Below are 22934 nucleotides of genomic sequence, written 5' to 3'. Positions count from 1 at the left end.
CTTCGCAAGCGCCCGAACGCACAGCCGCCAGCGGCTGGGCCGGTCTGGGGGTTCACGGCGTGTCCCGGGCAGCCTCACCCCACCCGGGCCCCACAGCCAACCGACACTCCAGCCGGCAACGCCTTGATCCTTACAGCGCCTCGAAAATACCCGCCGCGCCCATGCCGGTGCCGATGCACATCGTCACCATGCCGTACTTCTGCTGGCGACGACGCAGGCCGTGCAGCAGGGTGGCGGTACGGATCGCGCCGGTCGCACCCAGCGGGTGGCCCAGGGCAATCGCGCCACCCAGCGGGTTGACCTTGCTCGGGTCCAGGCCGCAATCGCGGATCACCGCCAGCGACTGCGCGGCGAACGCTTCGTTCAGTTCAATCCAATCCAGCTGGTCCTGGGTCAGGCCGGCCTGCTTCAGTGCCTTCGGGATCGCGGCGATCGGGCCGATGCCCATCACTTCCGGGCGCACGCCGGCCACCGAGAAGCTGACGAAACGGGCCAGCGGGGTCAGGCCGTAGTCCTTGATCGCCTGTTCCGAGGCCAGCAGCACGGCACCGGCGCCGTCGCTCATCTGCGACGAGTTACCGGCGGTGACGGTGCCGCCGAACTGGCCGTTGCGGAACACCGGGCGCAGCTTGGCCAGGCCTTCAGCCGAGGAATCCGGGCGCGGGCCTTCGTCGGTGTCGGCGATCTTGTTGCGGGTGATGATGCGCTGGCCATCGGCCAGGTCCGGCAGGTGCGAGACGATCTCGTACGGGCTGATCTCGTCCTTGAACTCGCCGTTCTGGATCGCGGCCATGGCCTTCTGGTGCGAGGCGAGGGCGAAGGCGTCCTGGTCTTCGCGCGAGACCTTCCACTCTTCGGCCACCTTCTCGGCAGTGATGCCCATGCCGTAGGCGATGGCCACGTGGTCGTTGTCGAACACGCTCGGCGCCATGGCGATCTTGTTGCCCATCATCGGCACCATCGACATCGACTCGGTGCCACCGGCCAGCATCAGGTCGGCGTTGCCCAGGCGGATCGCGTCGGCGGCCTGCGCCACGGCCTGCAGGCCGGAGGAGCAGAAGCGGTTCACGGTCTGTGCGGCGATGGTGTTGGGCAGGCCGGCCAGCAGCACGCCGATGCGCGCCACGTTCATGCCCTGCTCGGCTTCCGGCATGGCGCAGCCGATGATCGCGTCATCGATGCGGTTGACGTCCACGCCCGGGGCCTGGGCGACGACGCTGCGCAGCACGTGCGCAAGCATGTCGTCGGGGCGGGTGTTGCGGAACATGCCCTTGGGCGCCTTGCCGACCGGGGTGCGGGTGGCGGCGACGATGTAGGCGTCCTGGATTTGCTTGGTCATTGCAGTGATCTCTCGAATTTTTTAGCCGGGGTGCCGACCAACGGTCGGCACCCACCAGAGGCAGAGGAATGCCAACCAGGGGTCGGCACCCGCCATCAATCAGTTACGCAGCGGCTTGCCGGTCTTCAGCATGTGCGCGATGCGGGCCTGGGTCTTTTCCTGCTGGGCCAGTTCGACGAAGTGCTTGCGCTCCAGGGTCAGCAGCCACTCTTCGTCCACCAGGGTGCCGCGGTCGACCTTGCCGCCGCACAGCACGGTGGCGATGCGCTCGGCGATCTCGTAGTCGTACGGGCTGATGAAACGGCCTTCCAGCATGTTGACCAGCATCATCTTGAAGGTGGCGATGCCCACGTCACCGGCCACCTGGATGCGGCGTGCCGGCAGCGGCGGACGGTAGCCCGCTTCGGCCAGTGCACGGGCTTCGGCCTTGGCGATGTGCAGGGCCTCGTAGCTGTTGAACACCACCTTGTCGGTACTGCGCAGCAGGCCCAGTTCCTTGGCGTTGACCGCCGAGTTGGACACCTTGGCCATCGCCACGGTCTCGAAGGTCTTCTTCAGTTCGGCGAACACGTCACCGCCCGGGCCTGCGGCCTGCGAGGCACGCACGGCCAGTTCCTTCAGGCCGCCACCGGCCGGCAGCAGGCCGACACCGGCCTCGACCAGGCCGATGTAGCTTTCCAGGAAGGCCACGGTCTTGGCGCTGTGCATCTGGAACTCGCAGCCGCCACCCAGGGCCAGGCCACGCACCGCAGCCACCACCGGCACCAGCGAGTACTTGATGCGCTGGCTGGTGCGCTGGAAGTTGGCGACCATCTCCTCGAACTGGTCGACCTTGCCGGCCTGCAGCAGGCCGAGTGCACCGGCCAGGTCGGCACCGGCGGAGAAGGGTTCCTTCTGCTGCCAGATCACCAGGCCCTGGAAGTCCTTCTCGGCGCGGCTCACGCATTCCTGCAGGCCGTCCAGCACCTGGTCGGACACGGTGTTCATCTTGGTCTTGAAGCTGACCACGGCGATGCCATCACCGTCGTGCCACATGCGCAGACCGTCGTTCTCGAACACGGTCTCGCCCGGCGCGAACTTCTCGCCCAGCAGCGGATCCGGGAAGCGCTGGCGCTGGTACACCGGCAGCGACGAGCGCGGCAGCTTGGCGTTGCGCGACGGGCTGTAGCTGCCCTCGGCGGCGTGCACGCCGTCGCGGCCGTCGAAGACCCAATCCGGCAGCGGGGCATTGCTCATGCTCTTGCCGGCGACGATGTCATCGGCGATCCACTGCGCGACCTGCTTCCAGCCGGCGGCCTGCCAGGTTTCGAACGGGCCCAGCGACCAGCCGTAGCCCCAGCGGATGGCCAGGTCGACATCGCGCGCGGTCTCGGCGATGTCGGCCAGGTGGTAGGCGCTGTAGTGGAACAGGTCGCGGAAGGTCGCCCACAGGAACTGCGCCTGCGGGTGCTGGCTCTCGCGCAGCTTGGCGAACTTCTCGGCCGGGTTCTTGATCTTCAGGATCTCGACCACGTCCGGTGCGGCAGTGCGGTCGGCCGGGCGGTAGTCCTGCTTCTCCAGGTCCAGCACGACGATGTCCTTGCCGACCTTGCGGAAGATGCCGGCGCCGGTCTTCTGGCCCAACGCGCCCTTGGAAATCAGCGCGTCCAGCCACTTCGGCGACTTGAAGAATTCATGCCACGGGTCATTCGGCAGGGTGTCGCCCATGGTCTTGATGACGTGGGCCATGGTGTCCAGGCCGACCACGTCGGAGGTGCGGTAGGTGGCCGACTTCGGGCGACCGACCAGCGGGCCGGTCAGGCCGTCCACTTCATCGAAGCCCAGGCCGAACTGCTGGGTGTGGTGGATGGTGGACAGGATCGAGAACACGCCGATGCGGTTGCCGATGAAGTTCGGGGTGTCCTTGGCGTACACCACGCCCTTGCCCAGGGTGGTGACCAGGAATGCTTCCAGGCCTTCCAGCACGGCGGCATCGGTGGTGGTGGCCGGGATCAGCTCGGCCAGGTGCATGTAGCGCGGCGGGTTGAAGAAGTGCACGCCGCAGAAGCGGTGGCGCAGCTGCTCGGGCAGCACGTCGGCCAGCTTGTTGATGCCCAGGCCCGAGGTGTTGGAGGCCAGCACCGCGTGGTCGGCCACGAACGGGGCGATCTTCTTGTACAGGTCCTGCTTCCAGTCCATGCGCTCGGCGATGGCCTCGATGATCAGGTCGCAGTCCTTCAGCTGCTCCAGGCCGGACTCGTAGTTGGCCGGGGTGATGGCTTCGGCCAGCGACTTGCTGGCCAGCGGCGCCGGGCTCAGCTTGCCCAGGTTGGCGATCGCCTTCAGCACGATGCCGTCGGCCGGACCTTCCTTGGCAGGCAGGTCGAACAGCACGGTGTCGACGCCAGCGTTGGTGAGGTGGGCGGCGATCTGGGCACCCATGACGCCGGCACCCAGCACGGCGGCGCGGCGGACTAGCAGGGAATTGGACATGGTGTAGGGCCTTTGTTGGTCAGCAGTTACTGGGTGGAATCAAAGGGAAGCGGGCAGGGCGCTGGCGCGTGCGGCGGCGCGGAACCCGGCTTCGGCGAAATGGATCAGTTCGTGGGCGGCATGGGCACGATGCGCCGCTTCGGTGACACCGGCGGGACGCTTGATCAGCCCGAAGTCGGCCATCGCATAGGTCAGCGAGCCGGCCAGGAAGTCGAGGCGCCAGTACAGCTCCTCCTTGCTCAGGTCCGGCACGCACTCGCCGATGGCCTTGCCGAACGCACGCAGCACGTGGCCGTAGTGGTCGGACAGGAACTTGCGCAGGTTGTCGTTCTTCTCGGCGTAGGCGCGGGCGATCACGCGCACGAAGGCGCCGCCGTTCTGGCGGTCCTGGGCCAGCGCCAGGGCCGGCTCGACGAAGGCAGCCAGCACCGGGCGCAGTTCACCCGGGTGCTCGGCGCGGGCGCGCTCGAGCTGCGACAGGCGGGCACCGGTCATCTCGTCCATGCGGCGGCGGAACACCTCGTTGACCAGGTTTTCCTTGGAGCCGAAGTGGTAGTTGACCGCGGCGATGTTGACGTCGGCCTGGCTGGTCACCTGGCGCAGCGAGGTGCCGGCGAAGCCGTGCTGGGCGAACAGCTCCTCGGCCGCGCCGAGAATCCGGTCCTTGGTCGAGAAGTGGGCGGGCTTGGCCATCGGTGGGCGGACCTTAATCAAACGATTGTTTGATACTAGGACCAGACGGTACCGTATGGCATTTTGCAGTGCAGCATAATCGGCCGGTCCGGTCAGATTTCGCTCAGGTCGGTGAATGGGCGCAAAGGGTAGTGCCGGCCGCTGGCCGGCAACCTCGGGCAGCCAGTGGGGCACCAGCCTGCCGGCCAGCGGCCGGCACTACCACCCTGCCGCTTTATCTTTTACAATTCGCCTACGTTTATCAGGCTAAGCCCGCGTCCCGACGCGGGTTTTTTTCATGTTACCCTTCGGGCCATCAGCGGCCCGATTCCATTGGAGACATCCCATGGCGCTGGAGCGCACCCTTTCGATCATCAAGCCGGACGCCGTTGCCAAGAACGTCATCGGCGAAATCTACGCCCGCTTCGAGAAGGCCGGCCTGAAGGTCGTGGCCGCCAAGTACAAGCAGCTGTCGCGTCGTGAAGCCGAAGGCTTCTACGCCGTGCACCGCGAGCGTCCGTTCTTCAACGCGCTGGTCGAGTTCATGATCTCCGGCCCGGTGATGATCCAGGCCCTGGAAGGCGAGAACGCCGTCCTGGCCCACCGCGACCTGCTGGGCGCCACCAACCCGAAGGAAGCCGCGCCGGGCACCATCCGCGCCGACTTCGCCGAATCCATCGATGCCAACGCCGCCCACGGCTCGGACTCGGTCGAGAATGCCGCGATTGAGATCGCCTACTTCTTCGCCGCCACCGAAGTCGTTTCGCGCTGAGAGTAATGCCGTGAACGAGGTCGTACAGTCCCCCGCCATCCAGCCGCTGCCGAAGTCGGCACCCACGGCTGGCAAGCAGAACCTGCTCGACCTCGATCGCGCGGGCCTGGAGAAGTTCTTCGTCGAGGTTCTCGGCGAAAAGAAGTTCCGTGCCCATCAGGTGATGAAGTGGATCCACCATCGCTACGTCACCGACTTCGATGAAATGACCGACCTCGGCAAGGTCCTGCGCGCCAAGCTGCAGGCCCATGCCGAGGTGCTGGTTCCCAACATCGTGTTCGACAAGCCCTCCGCCGACGGCACCCACAAGTGGCTGCTGGCGATGGGCGTGGATGGCAAGAACGCCATCGAGACCGTGTACATCCCGGACAAGACCCGCGGCACGCTGTGCGTGTCTTCGCAGGTCGGTTGCGGCCTGAACTGCACGTTCTGCTCCACTGCTACCCAGGGCTTCAACCGCAATCTGACCACCGCCGAGATCATCGGCCAGGTGTGGGTTGCCGCGCGCCACCTGGGCAACGTGCCGCACCAGATGCGCCGCCTCACCAACGTGGTGATGATGGGCATGGGCGAGCCGCTGATGAATTTCGACAACGTCGTGCGCGCCATGAGCGTGATGCGTGACGACCTGGGCTACGGCCTGGCCAACAAGCGCGTGACCCTGTCGACCTCCGGCCTGGTGCCGCAGATCGACCGCCTGTCTGCCGAAAGCGACGTGTCGCTGGCGGTGTCGCTGCACGCGCCGAACGACGCGCTGCGCGAGACCCTGGTGCCGCTCAACAAGAAGTACCCGATCGCCGAGCTGATGGCCTCGTGCGCACGCTACCTGCGCGCCAACAAGCGCCGCGAATCGGTCACTTTCGAATACACCCTGATGAAGGGCATCAACGACAAGCCCGAGCATGCCCGCGAGCTGGCACGCCTCATGCGCCAGTTCGACAACGCGGTGCAGGCCAGGGATTCGGGCAAGGTCAACCTGATCCCCTTCAACCCGTTCCCGGGTACCCGCTACGAGCGTTCGGAAGAGGCGCACATCCGCGCCTTCCAGAAGATCCTGCTCGACAGCAACGTGCTGACCATGGTCCGCCGTACCCGTGGCGACGACATCGACGCCGCCTGTGGCCAGCTCAAGGGCCAGGTGATGGACCGCACCCGCCGCCAGGCGGAGTTCAACAAGACGCTGCAGGCGGGGAAGGGGAGCGATGCCGCGGCCTGACCGCCTCTGGCTGGTTCTGCTCGCAGGCACGCTGGCCCTCGCGGTCGGCGGCTGCAAATCCCATCCCAAGGCCAAGCTTGGCCCGAGCGAGGCGCCGGTCTACTCCGTCCGTGATCCGGAAGGGGTGCGGCAGCAGGTGCGCTGGCAGGAGTTGCTGACCCTGGCCGGCCGCGACATCCAGGGCGGCAATCTCGATGCTGCCGAGCGAAAGGCGCGCGAAGCCCAGAAGCTGGTGCCGACGGCCCCCGACGGCCTGGTCCTGCTTGCGGGCATCGACGAGCGTCGCGGTCGCAGCCAGCAGGCCGGCGAGAACTTCCGCAAGGCTGCCGAGCTGGCGCCGCAACGTGGCGACGTGCTCAACAACTATGGTGCCTGGCTGTGCCAGCAGGGCCAGGCGGCCGAATCGCTGGTGTGGTTCGATCGTGCCCAGCGGGCGCCGGGCAATCCCGCCGTCGCCGAAGCGCAGTCCAATGCCGGCAGCTGTGCGCTGGATGCAGGCCAGTTCGAGCGTGCCGAGCGCGACCTGCGCGCGGCGCTGTCGGCGCTGCCGGGAAACCCGGTCGCGCTGGAGGCCATGGCCCAGCTCAGCTTCCGCCAGGGCCGCTACATGGAGGCCCGGGCCTTCGCCGAACGTAGGATTGCGGCTGCACCCGCAACGCGTTCCGTGTTACAACTTGCGTCTCAAATCGAAGCGCGGCTGGGTGATCGGGCGGCATCTGACCGCTATCTTCAGCGCATTCGACAGGAATTTCCGCAGGAAGCGGGCTCCTAACTCCAGGGTTGATGCATTGTGATTGATGACCAGACTGTGAGCGCTCTCGAGACTGCGGCCGGCTGCGGCACCCGCCTGCGCCAGGCCCGTGAAGCGGCCGGACTGACCCTTGAGGATGTCGGCTCGCGCCTGCGCATGCCGGTCCAGGTGGTCAGGTCGCTGGAGGAAGAGCAGTGGCAGAAGCTGGGCGCGCCGGTCTTCGTGCGCGGCCAGTTGCGCAGCTACGCGCGCCTGCTCGACGTCGATGTGAGCCAGCTGCTGGAGCAGGCCCAGGTGGGTCCGGTCGTGCCGCCCACCCTGGTCAGCCATACCCATACCCCGCGTGCGCGCCGCATTGCCGAGAATCTCGGCCGGCGCGTGCTGTACGTCGGCATCACCGCCGTGCTGGCCGTGCCGGTGTGGTTCGCCACCCGCGGCCATTTCGATGGCAGCGCCACGCCGTCGCCGAACACGGCCTCGCTGGACGCGATCCCGGCCGCTGTGCCGGTGGCCCCGTCCGCTGCGGGTGTCGAGCCGGCAGCCCCGGCTGAAGTCGCGAGTGCCCCGGCCAGCAAGCCGGCCGCAACCCCGTATGTCGCTTCGCTGTCCCCGGTGCCGCGTTCGGCACCCGCTGCGCCCGCAGCCGCCAATACGCTGGAGATGCAGTTCAGCGGCGACAGCTGGGTCGATATCGGTGGTCCGGACGGCGCCACGGTCGAAAAGGCGCTGATCAAGTCCGGCGAGAGCCGCAGCTTCACGCCGGGCCAGGTGACCCGGGTGACCCTGGGCAACGCCTCGGCGGTCCAGGTTCAGCAGAACGGCGCTATCGTCGATCTGACCCCCTACCAGCGAGCCAACGTGGCACGCTTTCAGGTATCCTCTGAAGGCTCCGTAGTCCCGGTTTCGCACTGAGGCGCGGTTTCACCACCTTCGATTAAACCCAATGGTCCCTCCCGATGGGCGGGGCGAGAGTACGCATGGCGATCGACGATCTGCTCGACGAGCACGAACAAAGTGAACGCGTCCGCAGCTGGCTGCGGAAGAATGGCGCCAGCATCCTCGGTGGCGTAGCCATCGCGATCGGTGCCATTGCCGGCTGGCAGTGGTACCAGAAGGATCAGGGCGGCAAGCTGGCCTCGGCCAACGTGGAATACCAGAAGGCTCTGGTCGGTCTTCAGCAGAACAAGCTCGACGACGCTGCCAAGGCAGTGAAGGCGCTCGAAGCGGGCCCGTCCAGCATCTATGGCGACCTCGCGGCGCTGCAGCTGGCCAAGGCCCAGGTCGACGCCGGCAAGAACGAAGAAGCGCTGGCCACCCTGCGCGCCGTGAAGGTCGAAAGCGACCTGCAGCGCGTGGTCGACCAGCGTGTGGCCCGCCTGCTGGTGGCCACCGGCAAGAGCGACGAGGCGATCAAGCTGCTGGGCAGCGCCACCGACAGCAGCAGCCTGGAAATCCATGGCGATGCGCTGATGGCGCAGGGCAAGCGCGATGACGCCCGCGCACAGTACGAGAAGGCGCTGAAGTCGCTGGACGTGGCAGCGCCGCAGCGGCGCCTGCTGGAAACCAAGGTTATGGATGCCGGCGGCACGGTCGCCGCCCCTGCGGAGTCGGTTTGATGAGTCAGAAGGTCATGATCACCCGCGTCGCCACCGTGCTCCTGATGGGCATGGCCCTGACCGGCTGCAGCACCATGAAGGGCTGGTTCGCCGGCAAGGACGCGGCAGCGAAGAAGGCCCAGGAGCCGGCTGAGCTGGTCAAGTTCGAGCCGAGCGTCAAGGTCAACAAGGCCTGGTCGGTCAACCTCGGCAAGGGCGAGCGCCGCATCGGCGTGCGCCAGGGCCCGGCCGTTGCCAATGGCCACGTGTTCGCTGCGGCGATCACCGGCGGCGTGCACGCCATCGACCTGCAGACCGGCAAGAAGGTCTGGACCTGGGAGCCGCAGAAGGAAAAGAAGAAGCCGAAGCTGCGCCTGTCCGGCGGCCCGGGTGTCGGTGAGAACCTGGTCGTGATCGGCACGCTCGATGGCCAGGTCATCGCCCTGGACATCAATGACGGCAGCGAGAAGTGGCGCGCCCGTGTTCCGGGTGAGGTCATTGCCGCGCCGGCCGTGGCCCAGGGCCTGGTGTTCGTGCGCAGCAACGACGGCCGCGTCACCGCGTTCGATGCCGGCAACGGCACCCAGAAGTGGTTCAACCCGAGCGAACTGCCCGCGCTGACCGTGCGCGGCAACGCGCCGGTGGTCACCGGTCCGGGCGTGTTGTTCATCGGCAAGGACGAAGGCGCGGTTGCCGCGCTGGCCATGCAGGATGGACGTACCCTGTGGGAACAGAACCTTGGCAACGGCGAAGGCCGTACCGAGCTGGACCGCATGGCCGATGTCGACGGTGCTCCGGTGCTGGAGGGCAACACCCTCTTCGTGAGCAGCTTCAAGAACCAGACCATGGCCATCGAAGGCCCGACCGGTCGCCCGCTGTGGGCGCGCGACCATGGCGGTGCAGGTGGCGTGGCGGTGTCGTCGGGCAATGTGTTCGTCACCGACAACAAGGGTGGCGTGTTCGGCCTGGACAAGGCGACCGGCGCTGCCATGTGGTCGCAGACCGAGCTGGCGCGTCGTTCGCTGACCGGCCCGGCGCTGCACGGTGATTACGTGGTCGTCGGCGACTACAAGGGATACGTGCACTGGTTGAAGACCTCCGATGGTGCGATGGCGGCACGGGCGAAGAGCGGCGGTGACGCCCTGCTGGCCCAGCCGGTCGTCGTCGACGGGGTGCTGCTGGTGCAGAACGTGGATGGCAAGCTGACCGCCTTCCGGTTGGCAAATTAAAAATTGGAGTAATCGCGATGCTGCCTTTGGTCGCCCTGGTTGGACGGCCGAATGTCGGCAAGTCGACTATTTTCAATGCGCTTACGCGCACCCGCGACGCGCTGGTCCATGACCAGCCCGGCGTCACCCGTGACCGCAACTACGGCGTCTGCCGCCTCGACGAGGACAACCATTTCCTCGTCGTGGATACCGGCGGTATTGCCGGGGAAGACGAAGGCCTGGCGGGTGCCACCACGCGCCAGGCCCGGGCTGCGGCGGCCGAAGCCGATCTGATCCTGTTCGTCGTCGACGCCCGCGAGGGCACCTCGGCGCTGGACGACGAGATCCTGGCCTGGCTGCGCAAGCTGTCGCGCCCGACGCTGCTGCTGATCAACAAGATCGACGGCACCGACGAGGACAGCGTGCGTTCGGAATTCGCCCGTTACGGCTTCGGCGAGATGCTGACCGTCTCGGCCGCGCATCGCCAGGGCCTGGACGACCTGCTGGACGAAGTGATCCAGCGCCTGCCGGAAGAAGGCAGCGGCGAAGAGCTGGACAACGATCCGAACCGTATCCGCATCGCCTTCGTCGGACGTCCGAACGTGGGCAAGTCGACCCTGGTCAACCGCATCCTCGGCGAGGAGCGCATGATCGCCTCCGACGTGCCGGGCACCACCCGCGACTCGATCGCGGTGGACCTGGAGCGCGACGGACGTGAGTACCGGCTGATCGACACCGCCGGCCTGCGCCGCCGTTCGCGCGTGGACGAGGTCGTCGAGAAGTTCTCGGTGGTCAAGACCATGCAGTCGATCGAGCAGTGTCAGGTCGCCGTGCTGATGCTGGACGCCACCGAAGGCGTGACCGACCAGGACGCCACCGTGCTCGGTGCCGTGCTCGACGCCGGCCGCGCGCTGGTGATCGCCATCAACAAGTGGGATGGCCTGACCGAGTACCAGCGCGAACAGGCTGAAACCATGCTGTCGCTGAAGCTGGGCTTCGTGCCGTGGGCCGAGTCCGTGCGCATCTCGGCCAAGCATGGCTCGGGCCTGCGCGAGCTGTTCCGTGCGGTGCACCGCGCGCACGAATCGGCGAACAAGACCTTCACCACCAGCGAAGTGAACAAGGCGCTGGAAGTGGCCTACGAGACCAACCCGCCGCCGACCATCCGCGGCCATGTCTCCAAGCTGCGCTACGTGCACCCGGCCGGTTCCAACCCGCCGACCTTCATCGTGCACGGCACCCGCCTGAAGGAGCTGCAGGAGTCGTACAAGCGCTACCTGGAGAACTTCTTCCGCAAGCGCTTCAAGCTGATCGGTACGCCGGTGAGCTTCATCTTCCGCGAGGGCACCAACCCGTACGAGGGCAAGAAGAACGTCCTCACCGAGCGGCAGGTCAAGGCCAAGCGGCGCTTGATGAAGCACGTCAAGGGCAAGTGATTCACGGGAAGGCGGCCGCAGGGCCGCCTTTCTTGTGTGTGGTCGTGCCGGCCGCTGGCCGGCAACCTCGTGAACACGCCAGGCATCATCGGGTTGCCGGCCAGCGGCCGGCACTACCCCTACGTCTACAGTCCTCGATCATGGCGAACTGTTGCGACGAGCGCGGCAATGCGGCAACGCGCATGGGGCGCTGCGGGGCGCGGCCATCATCGGTTCGGGCAGCTGCGCCTGCCCCGAGAGGCTTGCCCAGACCAGGGTGGTACCCAGTACCCCTGCCAGGTACGCCACCGACACCGCGCCGATCACCAGACCCGCCGCATGCTCCAGCCACGGAAGCAATCGGCAACACCCCTGTGCCCAGCGCGGATGGCTGCCGAGCCACGCCATCAGCAGGCCGAGCGACAGCGCGACGCCGCCCAGGCAGGCCACGTAAGCGGCCTTTGTACCCATGTCGGCAACGAGGCCGCTGACCAGGGCGGCAACCGCGAACTGCAGCGTCCAGTTGTTGATGCTGGCGAGCGCCAACAGGCATCCAGCCTCGGCGTGCGGCCAACGGGAGCGGGCCTTCAGGCCCCGGGGCATCTGCAGGGAAAGCGGAGAGAGGGAGGTCAGCCCGGCGTCGCGCAGGCACATGCCCGCCAGGCGCAGCAGCAGCAGGCAGCCCGCGCACTCCATCGCCAGCGTCCACAGGCCGCGGTTTCCCAGCATGCCCGCCGCAACGAAGGCCGTGGCGCAGATGGTGCCCGTACCGATGGCGATACCGAACGATGCGGCCATGGCGGCGTGCCCGCCCGCGCCCATCGCGGTGCGCAGGATCTTCGCGTGATTCGACGCAGGCAGGAGCATGGCGAAGCCGTACAGCACCGCGACGATGAAGAACTGCTGCACGAAAACCTGCCACCAAACTACAGAAAGTGCCGAGTGTGGGCTGCGGCGGACGCGCCGTATTGAACGCTATTGCGACAGGCGCGAATTACCGGCATCAGCCCAGCCACAGCGACACGGCGATCCACAGCGCCAGCGCAATCATCAGGAGTCCTGCGGCCCGTTCCAGCCAGGGCAGGGCACGCGCGAATCGACCCAGCACCCACGGGTGGCCAACCAGCGCGGCAACCAGCAGATCCCATAGCAGGACGATGCCGAACATCCACGCGCCATAGAAGAACTTCGTTGCGGCGCTGGCCTGCGGACCGTTGAGCATTGCCGCCAGCGTTGCGTAGAACAGCGCATTCTTCGGGTTCAGCAGCGCAGACAGGGCGCCCAGCCCGGCCGCCCTCCACCATCCGTGGGCACCACCCGCTCGCGATCCGTCGGCAGCTTCAGGTGCCTGCAACGTCGTCGAACCCGCATGGCGCAGAAACAGCGTGCCGAGGTACAGCAGGAACCCGCAGCCCGCCAACTGCACCGCAATGAACCCTGCGCTGCCTGCGCGCAGCATGGCCGTTCCGGTGAAAGCGGCCACGATGAAGACGCCATTGCCGAGGGCGATGCCTGCGCAGGCACCACTGGCAGTGCGCCATCCCGAGGTGATCGCGGTGCGTGCAACGAGGAAGAAGTCGGGGCCGGGTGAGAGCAGGGCGAGAAAATGTACGGTGGCGATGACCAGGAACTGTTCCATCGGGTCCGGCGGCGGCTGGCTGGGGCGCCAGTCTGGGGATGCGCCGGGCGACGGTATTGAACGTTATTGCAGGCTCAGCGCCGGTACTGGCCCGGGGTCGCACCGGCGTGGGCCTTGAAGACCCGCTGGAAATGGCTCTGGTCGGCAAAACCCAGCGCATGCGCGACCACGGCCAGTGCCTGCCCTTCGCACAGCCGCCGGCGGGCCTCCTGGATGCGCTGGTCGATCTGCCAGGCGTGCGGGGTCAGGCCCGTGGCGCGTCGGAAGGCGCGGATCAGCTGGTAGCGGCTCATGCCTGCCAGCGATGCCAGCTCCTGCAGGGCCGGGGTGTGTTCGAGCCGCTGGCGCAGAACGTCCATCACCGGCTGCAAGCGCTGCTGTAACGCGGCATCTTCAAGCGGGCCGGCGACGGCAACACCATCGTGTTCATCCAGATCGCCGACGAACGCGATCAGGGCCGCTTCCTTGACGCTGACTGGATCGCCGGAGAACAGCGTCTCGTTGAGCTGGCAGTACTGCTGGTAGCGCGGGCGATGGTTGGAAATCCGGATCGGTTCCTGCTGCCAGTCGGGTTCGGGCAGGTCGTCATACTCGGCGCGGACCTCGGCCATCCAGCGCGGGTCCAGATGCAGCATCTGGTAGCTCCAGACCTGGCCGGGCAGGGGGTTGCAGGCGTGCACGCGGCCTGCGGGCACGCCGACCAGACTGCCGGGCTTCAGCAGGCGCGGCCCTTTCGCGGCGCCGGTGAACAGGCTGCTGCCGGCGTCGACGGCGCCGATCGAGAAGGTGTCATGGCTGTGCGGGCGATGGCAGGCGCGGCTGTCGCACGCCCGTCGGCTTTCGACGAAGGGCATGCGCGGGTCACGCCAGAATTCGGTGGCAGAGCGCATGCAGCGGTTCCGGGATGCAGGGGGCAACGCCCGCATGGTGCCATGTTCGGGGCAGGGCGCGCCGAGGGTGTCTGCGCGATAATGCCGCCATGAGCATCCAAGAGCTTTCCCCCGCGCAGGCACGCGAGCGCCTGGCCCATGGCGCGGTGCTGATCGATGTGCGCGAGGCGCACGAGCGGGCCGGCGGGATGGCCGAGGGCGCGCGCGGCGTGGCCAAGGGCGAGCTGCAGGCCGACCCGGCCGCACACCTGCCGCGGCACGACCAGGAGATCCTGCTGATCTGCCAGAGCGGCAAGCGCTCGGCCGATGCCGCGCAGTTCCTGCTGCAGGCCGGCTACACACACGTCGCTTCCGTGACGGGCGGCACCGTGGCCTGGCGCGAGCAGTCGCTGCCGCTGGTGCAGCCGCTGTCCAGCGCCGCCGACCGTGACTTCTACGACCGTTATTCGCGGCACCTGCTGCTGCCGCAGGTGGGCGAGGCCGGCCAGCGCCGGCTGCAGCAGTCGCGCGTGCTGGTGCTGGGCGCGGGCGGGCTGGGCGCGCCGGCGGGCTTCTACCTGGCCGCCGCCGGGGTAGGGCACCTGCGCTTCGCCGACCACGACCGGGTGGAGCGCAGCAACCTGCACCGGCAGATCGTGCATACCGAAGCCAGCGTGGGCCAGCTCAAGGTCGATTCGGCGCGTGAGCGGCTGCTGGCGCTGAACCCGTCGATCGAGGTCGAGGCCGTGCCGGAGCGGGTCACCTCCGAGAACGTGGATGCGTTGCTTGAGGGCGTGGACGTGGTGCTGGACGGCTCGGACAACTTCCCGTTGCGCTACCTGCTCAACGACGCCTGCATCAAGCACGCCACGCCGCTGGTGTATGCCGCCATCGAGCGCTTCGACGGCCAGGTAAGCGTGTTTGACGCCGGCCGCCAGCGCGGCGTGGCGCCGTGCTACCGCTGCCTGTTCCCCGAGCCGCCGCCGCCGGAGTTCGCGCCGAACTGCTCCGAGGCCGGTGTGCTGGGCGTGCTGCCCGGGCTGGCTGGTGTGCTGCAGGCCACCGAAGTGCTGAAGCTGCTGCTGGGCATCGGCGAGCCGCTGGTCGGCCGCCTACTGCGCTTCGACGCGCTGGGCATGCGCTTCCGCGAGACCGGCATCCGGCCGGACCCGCACTGCCCGGTGTGCGCGCCGGGCGTGCCATTCCCGGGGTATATCGATTACGCCGCGTTCTGCCGGGGTGGGTGAGGCTGGCCGGGGAATGCCTTGGTAGATGCCGACCTTGGTCGGCGTTTTTGTGCCAACCAAGGTTGGCACCTACCGAAGCGGGTGCATGGTGGCACCCACCGACGCGGATGCATGGTTTCGGGATGATGATTGGGGTCACTCCCTGCATCGTTCCACCTCCAAGACAATCCGGCGCAACATGCGTGCTATTGCCGTCATCGGCATTGCTCTATTGTTGAACCCGATTCTGGATCTTGGGGAACACACCGCATGGCGGTAGAAGCAGCGACCAGCGAGCTGGTCAAGGTCGTCGCCCTGTTGGGCGCGGCGGTGGTGATGGTGCCTTTGTTCCGCCGGGCCGGCCTGGGCTCGGTGCTGGGCTACTTCGCCGCTGGCCTGGCGATCGGACCGTTCGGGCTGGGCTGGTTCTCAGACCCGCAGGCGATCCTGCATACCGCCGAGCTCGGCGTGGTGATGTTCCTGTTCGTGATCGGCCTGGAAATGCGGCCCTCGCACCTGTGGAGCCTGCGCAAGGAGATCTTTGGGCTGGGCACGCTGCAGATCGTCACCTGTGCGCTGGTGCTGACCAGCATCGCCAAGCTGTTCGGCCTGCCGTGGCAGGTGGCCTTCATCGGCGCCACCGGCTTCGTGCTGACCTCCACCGCAGTGGTGATGCAGCTGCTGGCCGAGCGCGGTGACATCGCGCTGCCATCGGGGCAGAAGATCGTTTCGATCCTGCTGTTCGAAGACCTGCTGATCGTGCCGCTGCTGGCGCTGGTGGCGTGGATGGGCCCGAGCGCCGGCAGTGCCGACGGCGAGGGTTCGCGTTGGCTGTCGGTGGCGATCGGCGTCGGCGCCATCGTTGGCCTGGTGCTGGTCGGCCGCTTCCTGCTCAACCCACTGTTCCGCGTGCTGGCCGAGTCGAAGGCGCGCGAGGTGATGACCGCCGCCGCGCTGCTGGTGGTGCTGGGTGCGGCACTGCTGATGCAGCTGTCCGGCCTGTCGATGGCGATGGGCGCGTTCCTCGCGGGCGTGCTGCTGAGCGAGTCGACCTTCCGTCACCAGATCGAAGCGGATATCGAACCGTTCCGCGGCATCCTGCTGGGCCTGTTCTTCCTCAGCGTCGGCATGGCGCTGGACCTGGGCGTGGTGGCCGGCAACTGGCAGCTGATCCTCGGCCTGGTGCTGGCGCTGATGGCAGCCAAGGCGCTGTGCATCTACGTAGTCGCGCGCATCATGGGCAGCGACCATGCGCAGGCGCTGGATCGTGGCGTGCTGATGGCGCAGGGCGGCGAGTTCGCGTTCGTGCTGTTCTCTGCCGCCGCATCGGCCGGCGTGATCAACCTGGAGATCAATGCCAACTTCACCGCCGTGGTGGTGCTGTCGATGGCGCTGACCCCGCTGGTAGTGCTGCTCTACAAGCGCATCGCGCCGAAGCCGACGGTGAACATGGACGGCGTGGACGAGGCCGAGGGTCTGTCCGGCAGCGTGCTGCTGATCGGCTTCGGCCGCTTCGGCCAGGTCGCCAGCCAGTCGCTGCTGGCGCGCGACGTGGACGTGACCATCATCGACAACGATGTGGAGATGATCCAGAGCGCGGCGCGCTTCGGTTTCAAGATCTACTACGGCGACGGTACGCGACTGGACGTGCTGCATGCCTCGGGCGCGGCCACCGCACGTGCGATTGCGGTGTGCGTGGACAAGGCCGAGGCCGCCGACCGCATCGTCGAACTGGTGGCACACGAGTTCCCGCAGGCCAAGCTGATGGTGCGCTCGTTCGACCGCGAACATTCGCTGCGGCTGATCCATGCCGGTGTCGATTTCCAGATCCGCGAGACGTTTGAGTCGGCGGTGCTGTTCGGCCAGGCCGCGCTGGTGGAACTGGGTGCGGACGAGGACGATGCGATCGAAATTGCCGAGCAGATCCGTCGCCGCGATGCCGAGCGTTTCGAACTGGAGATTGCCGGCGGTGGTCTGAATGCCGGCGCCAAGATGGTGTTCGGCAATTCCGGCCAGGGCGTGCCGACGCCGACGCCGTTCACCGCGCCGAAGCGGGCGAGCAAGACGTTGAACCCGCAGGACGTGCCGGAAGAGGAAGAGTAAAGCCCGGTCGTGCCGGCCGCTGGCCGGCAGATACGGAAACGTTCCGACGTCATGGGGTTGCCGGCCAGCGGCCGGCACTACCGTGTGGGGAATTGCCGAAGCCGGTGGTTGGTAGTGCCGGCCGCTGGCCGGCAGATGCGCAAACGTTCCGACGTCATGAGGTTGCCGGCCAGCGGCCGGCACTACCCGTGTGGGGAATTGCCGAAGCCTGAGGTTGGTAGTGCCGGCCGCTGGCCGGCAGATGCGCAAACGTTCCGACGTCGTGGGGTTGCCAGCCAGCGGCCGGCACTACCGTGCGGGGAATTGCCGGAGCCGGAGGTTGGTAGTGCCGGCCGCTGGCCGGCAGATACGGAAACGTTCCGACGTCATGGGGTTGCCGGCCAGCGGCCGGCACTACCCGGGTGGGGAATTGCCGGAGCCGGTGGTTGGTAGTGCCGGCCGCTGGCCGGCAGATACGGAAACGTTCCGACGTCATCGGGTTGCCGGCCAGCGGCTGGCACTACCCGTGTGGGGAATTGCCGAAGCCTGAGGTTGGTAGTGCCGGCCGCTGGCCGGCAGATGCGCAAACGTTCCGACGTCGTGGGGTTGCCGGCCAGCGGCCGGCACTACCGTGCGGGGAATTGCCGAAGCCGGTGGTTGGTAGTGCCAGCCGCTGGCCGGCAGATACGGAAACGTTCCGACGTCGTGGGGTTGCCGGCCAGCGGCCGGCACTACCGTGTGGGGAATTGCCGAAGCCGGTGGTTGGTAGTGCCGGCCGCTGGCCGGCAAATACGGAAACGTTCCGACGTCGTGGGGTTGCCGGCCAGCGGCCGGCACTACCGCGCGGGGAATTGCCGAAGCCGGTGGTTGGTAGTGCCGGCCGCTGGCCGGCAGATACGGAAACGTTCCGACGTCATGGAGTTGCCGGCCAGCGGCCGGCACTACCGGTGCGCGGAGTCGGCGCACGGCGGTGGGCGAGGGGGCCTGAATCAGGGACAATAGCGTCCCCGCCGCCCCACGCCCGCTCCCGATGACCGATTCCGCCTCCCAGCATCCTGCCCGCATCCTCGATGGCCGCCGCATCGCCGAGGACCTGCTCGACAGCCTGAAGGTGCGCGTCGACGCTCGCGTGGCCGCCGGTGGCAGCCGCCCGGGCCTGGCCGTGGTGCTGGTGGGTGGCGACCCGGCTTCGACCGTGTACGTGCGCAACAAGCGCCGTGCCGCCGAGAAGGTCGGCATCGAAGCGCATGACTACGATCTGCCGGCCGGCACCACCGAAGCGGAGCTGCTCGACCTGATCGACCAGCTCAACGCCGATCCGAAGATCAACGGCATCCTGATCCAGCTGCCGCTGCCGGGCATCCCCGACGCGCGCCGGCTGATCCAGCGCATCGACCCGCGCAAGGACGTGGACGGTTTCCACCCGGAAAACGTCGGCCACCTGGCCCTGCGCGAGTTCGGCCTGCGCCCGTGCACCCCGCGCGGCATCACCACGCTGCTGGGCCACACCGACCAGCCGGTGCGCGGCCGCAATGCCACCATCGTGGGCGTGAGCAACCATGTCGGCCGCCCGATGGGCCTGGAGCTGCTGATCGCCGGCTGCACCGTGACCAGCTGCCACAAGTTCACCCCCAAGGACGTGCTGGAACAGGCCGTGCGCAACGCCGACATCCTGGTGGTGGCGGTGGGCCGCCCGGGCATCGTGCCGGGCGAGTGGGTGAAGCCGGGCGCGGTGGTGATCGACGTCGGCATCAACCGGTTGGATGACGGCCGGTTGGTGGGCGATGTTGGGTTTGAGGCCGCTGCCCAGCGGGCCAGCTGGATCACCCCGGTACCGGGTGGCGTCGGCCCGATGACCGTGGCCACGCTGATGCAGAACACCCTCGAAGCCGCGGAAGCGCTGAGCTGACCTGCGATTGGGGAGATCTGCTGTTGGTGGGTGCCGACCGTTGGTCGGCACAATGCCGGGGCAGGGTGATGCCCCGCTCCTGGTAGGTGCCAACTTTGGTTGGCACACATCCATCGGGGCCATCGGCCCATCTGGGGTGCCGGTGCCGGACGGATCGTGCCAACCAAGGTTGGCACCTACTCAAGGCAATCCAAGGTGGCTTGGGCCCCCGGCATGACCCGCTCCTGGTGGGTGCCAACCTTGGTTGGCACAAACAGGCAGAGGCCTTGGCCCCATCTGGGGTCATGGTGCCGGATGGATCGTGCCAACCAAGGTTGGCACCCACCCAAGCCGCCCTGAACCAATCGCCGCCCGCGCGACACTGCGTCGCATCTACCCCCTGCCACAGGGCGCGAAAAAGGGGTAAAATGTCGCGCTTCCCCACATCTCGGGTATGCCGATGCTGCGCATCCAGGCTGAAGCACTCACTTACGACGACGTCTCGCTCGTCCCCGCCCACTCGACCATCCTGCCCAAGGACGTCAACCTCGAAACGCGGTTGACTCGCGACCTGAAGCTCAAGCTTCCGATCCTGTCCGCCGCGATGGATACCGTCACCGAAGCCCGCCTGGCCATCGCCATGGCACAGCTCGGCGGCATGGGCATCATCCACAAGAATCTCAGCCTGGAACAGCAGGCCGCGGAAGTGGCCAAGGTCAAGAAGTTCGAGGCCGGTGTCATCCGCGACCCGATCACCGTCGGCCCGGAAACCACCATCCGCGACGTGCTGGCCCTGACCCAGGCGCACAACATCTCCGGCGTGCCGGTGGTGGGCAGCGACGGCCTGCTGGCCGGCATCGTGACCCACCGCGACATGCGCTTCGAGACCGAGCTGGACGATCCGGTCCGCCACATCATGACCAAGAAGGATCGCCTGATCACGGTCAAGGAAGGCGCCGCGTCTGATGAAGTGCTGCAGCTGCTGCACCGCAACCGCATCGAAAAGGTGCTGGTGGTCAATGATTCGTTCGAACTGCGTGGCCTGATCACCGTCAAGGACATCCAGAAAAACACCGACTTCCCGAACGCTGCCAAGGACCTGTCGACCCGCCTGCTGGTCGGCGCTGCCGTCGGCGTGGGTGGCGATACCGATCGCCGCGTGGAAGCGCTGGTCGCCGCCGGCGTGGACGTGATCGTGGTCGATACCGCGCACGGCCACTCGCAGGGCGTGCTGGACCGCGTCAGCTGGGTCAAGAAGAACTTCCCGAACGTGCAGGTCATCGGTGGCAACATCTGCACCGGCGAAGCCGCACTGGCGCTGCTGGACAGCGGTGCGGACGCCGTCAAGGTCGGCATCGGTCCGGGCTCGATCTGCACCACCCGCGTCGTCGCCGGCGTCGGCGTGCCGCAGGTCACCGCCATTGATCTGGTGGCCGAAGCGCTGCAGGACCGCATCCCGCTGATCGCCGACGGTGGCATCCGCTACTCGGGCGACATCGGCAAGGCGCTGGCCGCCGGTGCCTCGACCATCATGGTCGGTGGCCTGCTGGCCGGTACCGAGGAATCGCCGGGCGAGACCGAGCTGTACCAGGGCCGTTCGTACAAGAGCTACCGCGGCATGGGTTCGCTGGCTGCCATGGAGAAGGGGTCGAAGGACCGCTACTTCCAGGACGCCGCCACCGCCGACAAGCTGGTGCCGGAAGGCATCGAAGGCCGCGTGCCGTACCGCGGCCCGGTGGGCGGCATCATCCACCAGCTGATGGGCGGCCTGCGCGCCACCATGGGCTACGTGGGCTGCGCCACCATCGAAGACATGCGCAGCAAGCCCAAGTTCGTGAAGATCAGCGGCGCAGGCCAGCGTGAGAGCCACGTCCACGACGTGACCATCACCAAAGAGCCGCCGAACTACCGCGCCTGACGCGGGCCGAGCAAAGAGGAACGGAGAAGCACTTCCCGTTCCTCTTTCTCCATCTGCCGCCGTAAATCTGATTTCGTTTTCCCTACTGCATTGCCGGGGCGCCATGACCAACATCCATAACGACAAGATCCTCATCCTCGATTTCGGCGCGCAGTACACGCAGCTGATCGCCCGCCGCATCCGCGAGCTGGGCGTCTACTGCGAAATCTGGGCGTGGGACCACAACCCGGCCGAGATCGCGGCGTTCGGCGCCAAGGGCATCATCCTGTCCGGTGGCCCGGAATCGACCACGCTGCCGGGCGCCCCGGCCGCGCCGCAGGAAGTGTTCGACAGCGGCCTGCCGATCTTCGGCATCTGCTACGGCATGCAGACCCTGGCCGCGCAGCTGGGCGGTGCCACCGAAGCCGCGGATCAGCGCGAATTCGGCCACGCCGAAGTGAATGTGATCAACCCGGATGCGCTGTTCAAGGGCCTGAGCGACCACGGCGGCGAGCCGAAGCTGAATGTCTGGATGAGCCACGGCGACCACGTCTCCGTTGCACCGCCGGGCTTCACCATCACCGCCACCACCGACCGCATTCCGGTGGCCGCCATGGCCAACGAAGAAAAGCGCTGGTACGGCGTGCAGTTCCACCCGGAAGTGACCCACACCCTGCAGGGCCAGGCGCTGCTGCGCCGCTTCGTGGTGGACGTGTGCGGCTGCCAGACCCTGTGGACCGCCGCCAACATCATCGACGACCAGATCGCCCGCGTGCGCGAACAGGTGGGCGATGACGAAGTGATCCTGGGCCTGTCCGGCGGCGTCGATTCGTCCGTGGTGGCCGCGCTGCTGCACAAGGCCATCGGCGAGAAGCTGACCTGCGTGTTCGTGGATACCGGCCTGCTGCGCTGGCAGGAAGGCGACCAGGTGATGGCGATGTTCGCCGAGCACATGGGCGTAAAGGTCGTACGCGTGAATGCCGCCGATCGTTACTTCGCCGCGCTGGAAGGCGTGAGCGACCCGGAAGCCAAGCGCAAGATCATCGGCAACCTGTTCGTTGAGATCTTCGACGAAGAGTCGAACAAGCTGAGCAACGCCAAGTGGCTGGCGCAGGGCACCATCTACCCGGACGTGATCGAGTCGGCTGGCAGCAAGACCGGCAAGGCGCACGTGATCAAGAGCCACCACAACGTGGGCGGCCTGCCGGAGCACATGAAGCTGGGCCTGGTGGAGCCGCTGCGCGAGCTGTTCAAGGACGAAGTGCGCCGCCTCGGCGTTGAGCTGGGCCTGCCGCGCACCATGGTCTACCGCCATCCGTTCCCGGGCCCGGGCCTGGGCGTGCGTATCCTGGGCGAAGTGAAGCGCGAATACGCCGAGCTGCTGGCCAAGGCCGATGCCATCTTCATTGATGAGCTGCGCAAGGCCGACCTGTACGACAAGACCAGCCAGGCGTTTGCCGTGTTCCTGCCGGTGAAGTCGGTGGGCGTGGTGGGCGACGCGCGTGCTTATGAGTGGGTGATTGCGCTGCGTGCGGTGGAGACGATTGACTTCATGACGGCGCACTGGGCACATCTGCCGTATGAGTTCCTGGGGACGGTGAGCAACCGGATCATCAATGAGTTGCGGGGAGTGTCGAGGGTTGTTTATGACATCTCGGGGAAGCCGCCGGCGACCATTGAGTGGGAATGAGTTGAAAGAACGAGGGCGCCGAGAGGCGCCCTTTTTTGTTCGCCGCGAGCGCTGATGAGGTGCTTTGCGCCATTCATTGCCATTTGCATCCCAAGCGGCTTCCCGGCACTCGGGGTCAATTCGAGGCAGCTTGTCCAAGATCTTCTGTGGTCGTAAGATCAAAACGATCAACACCTAATTTCTCAGGCATACACAACGGATTG

Annotated in this window: 18 protein-coding genes; 12 read left to right on the top strand and 6 right to left on the bottom strand. The window is 67.0% G+C overall.

Translation table 11 applies throughout. The annotated features are described in order from the left end of the window. Positions 1 to 130 precede the first annotated feature (130 nt). The 3 genes from AC5P9F_RS07185 to AC5P9F_RS07175 all read right to left on the bottom strand — a co-directional run bounded on the left by AC5P9F_RS07185 (position 131) and on the right by AC5P9F_RS07175 (position 4504). Entirely contained in the window at positions 131 to 1339 is a 1209-nt protein-coding gene (locus AC5P9F_RS07185) for an acetyl-CoA C-acyltransferase (RefSeq protein ID WP_005409292.1), read from the bottom strand. Between the two features lie 99 nt (positions 1340 to 1438). After that, positions 1439 to 3811 (bottom strand): 3-hydroxyacyl-CoA dehydrogenase/enoyl-CoA hydratase family protein, encoded by a 2373-nt coding sequence (locus tag AC5P9F_RS07180; RefSeq protein ID WP_012479946.1) that lies wholly within the window; start codon positions 3809 to 3811, stop codon positions 1439 to 1441. A gap of 39 nt (positions 3812 to 3850) precedes the next feature. Continuing rightward, the gene (locus AC5P9F_RS07175) at positions 3851 to 4504 is read right to left on the bottom strand and encodes a TetR/AcrR family transcriptional regulator (RefSeq protein WP_005409294.1); all 654 of its coding nucleotides are present in this window, start codon (positions 4502 to 4504) and stop codon (positions 3851 to 3853) included. Between the two features lie 325 nt (positions 4505 to 4829). Here AC5P9F_RS07175 and ndk point away from each other — a divergent pair, with 325 nt between their 5' ends. From ndk to der, 7 genes are all read left to right on the top strand, one after another. After that, entirely contained in the window at positions 4830 to 5255 is a 426-nt protein-coding gene (gene ndk / locus AC5P9F_RS07170) for a nucleoside-diphosphate kinase (protein ID WP_005409295.1), read from the top strand. Between the two features lie 10 nt (positions 5256 to 5265). Continuing rightward, positions 5266 to 6471, top strand: a complete 1206-nt coding sequence (gene rlmN, locus AC5P9F_RS07165) for a dual-specificity RNA methyltransferase RlmN (protein ID WP_308680503.1) — start codon at positions 5266 to 5268, stop codon at positions 6469 to 6471. Continuing rightward, positions 6458 to 7243 (top strand): tetratricopeptide repeat protein, encoded by a 786-nt coding sequence (locus tag AC5P9F_RS07160; RefSeq protein WP_005409297.1) that lies wholly within the window; start codon positions 6458 to 6460, stop codon positions 7241 to 7243. The genes rlmN and AC5P9F_RS07160 overlap by 14 nt, the downstream gene beginning before the upstream one ends. Positions 7244 to 7261: 18 nt before the next feature. Beyond that, on the top strand, positions 7262 to 8134 hold the full coding sequence (locus tag AC5P9F_RS07155) for a RodZ domain-containing protein (protein ID WP_005409298.1): 873 nt from the start codon (positions 7262 to 7264) through the stop codon (positions 8132 to 8134). Between the two features lie 65 nt (positions 8135 to 8199). Next, on the top strand, positions 8200 to 8838 hold the full coding sequence (locus tag AC5P9F_RS07150; protein ID WP_005409299.1) for a YfgM family protein: 639 nt from the start codon (positions 8200 to 8202) through the stop codon (positions 8836 to 8838). Continuing rightward, positions 8838 to 10046, top strand: a complete 1209-nt coding sequence (gene bamB / locus AC5P9F_RS07145; RefSeq protein WP_005409300.1) for an outer membrane protein assembly factor BamB — start codon at positions 8838 to 8840, stop codon at positions 10044 to 10046. Before AC5P9F_RS07150 ends, bamB begins: the two co-directional genes overlap by 1 nt. A gap of 17 nt (positions 10047 to 10063) precedes the next feature. Continuing rightward, on the top strand, positions 10064 to 11461 hold the full coding sequence (gene der, locus AC5P9F_RS07140) for a ribosome biogenesis GTPase Der (protein WP_005413118.1): 1398 nt from the start codon (positions 10064 to 10066) through the stop codon (positions 11459 to 11461). Between the two features lie 138 nt (positions 11462 to 11599). Here the strand turns inward: der and AC5P9F_RS07135 are convergent, their stop codons facing one another. The 3 genes from AC5P9F_RS07135 to AC5P9F_RS07125 all read right to left on the bottom strand — a co-directional run bounded on the left by AC5P9F_RS07135 (position 11600) and on the right by AC5P9F_RS07125 (position 13969). Beyond that, complete coding sequence (locus AC5P9F_RS07135; RefSeq protein WP_087803559.1) at positions 11600 to 12349, bottom strand: lysine transporter LysE; 750 nt, start codon at positions 12347 to 12349, stop codon at positions 11600 to 11602. Positions 12350 to 12443: 94 nt separating this feature from the next. Continuing rightward, positions 12444 to 13079: a LysE family translocator gene (locus AC5P9F_RS07130; protein WP_087803561.1), complete on the bottom strand. Its 636-nt coding sequence runs from the start codon at positions 13077 to 13079 to the stop codon at positions 12444 to 12446. Between the two features lie 74 nt (positions 13080 to 13153). Further along, the gene (locus tag AC5P9F_RS07125) at positions 13154 to 13969 is read right to left on the bottom strand and encodes a helix-turn-helix domain-containing protein (RefSeq protein WP_150359704.1); all 816 of its coding nucleotides are present in this window, start codon (positions 13967 to 13969) and stop codon (positions 13154 to 13156) included. 89 nt (positions 13970 to 14058) lie between these two features. On the opposite strand from AC5P9F_RS07125, the gene moeB reads away from it, so the two are divergent. From moeB to guaA, 5 genes are all read left to right on the top strand, one after another. Further along, complete coding sequence (gene moeB / locus AC5P9F_RS07120) at positions 14059 to 15195, top strand: molybdopterin-synthase adenylyltransferase MoeB (protein ID WP_150359705.1); 1137 nt, start codon at positions 14059 to 14061, stop codon at positions 15193 to 15195. Between the two features lie 249 nt (positions 15196 to 15444). Beyond that, complete coding sequence (locus tag AC5P9F_RS07115; protein ID WP_099527238.1) at positions 15445 to 17277, top strand: monovalent cation:proton antiporter-2 (CPA2) family protein; 1833 nt, start codon at positions 15445 to 15447, stop codon at positions 17275 to 17277. A 1009-nt stretch (positions 17278 to 18286) separates the two neighbouring features. Next, positions 18287 to 19165, top strand: a complete 879-nt coding sequence (gene folD, locus AC5P9F_RS07110) for a bifunctional methylenetetrahydrofolate dehydrogenase/methenyltetrahydrofolate cyclohydrolase FolD (RefSeq protein WP_005413112.1) — start codon at positions 18287 to 18289, stop codon at positions 19163 to 19165. Between the two features lie 439 nt (positions 19166 to 19604). After that, positions 19605 to 21062, top strand: a complete 1458-nt coding sequence (guaB, locus tag AC5P9F_RS07105) for an IMP dehydrogenase (protein WP_005409308.1) — start codon at positions 19605 to 19607, stop codon at positions 21060 to 21062. Positions 21063 to 21165: 103 nt separating this feature from the next. Beyond that, entirely contained in the window at positions 21166 to 22731 is a 1566-nt protein-coding gene (guaA, locus tag AC5P9F_RS07100) for a glutamine-hydrolyzing GMP synthase (protein WP_014646866.1), read from the top strand. Positions 22732 to 22934: the final 203 nt, after the last annotated feature.

It is taken from the genome of Stenotrophomonas sp. YJH_SMC_4 (assembly GCF_059371575.1).
The sequence above is the reverse complement of the archived record's forward strand: the minus strand, read 5'-3'. Positions and strand labels throughout refer to the sequence as shown.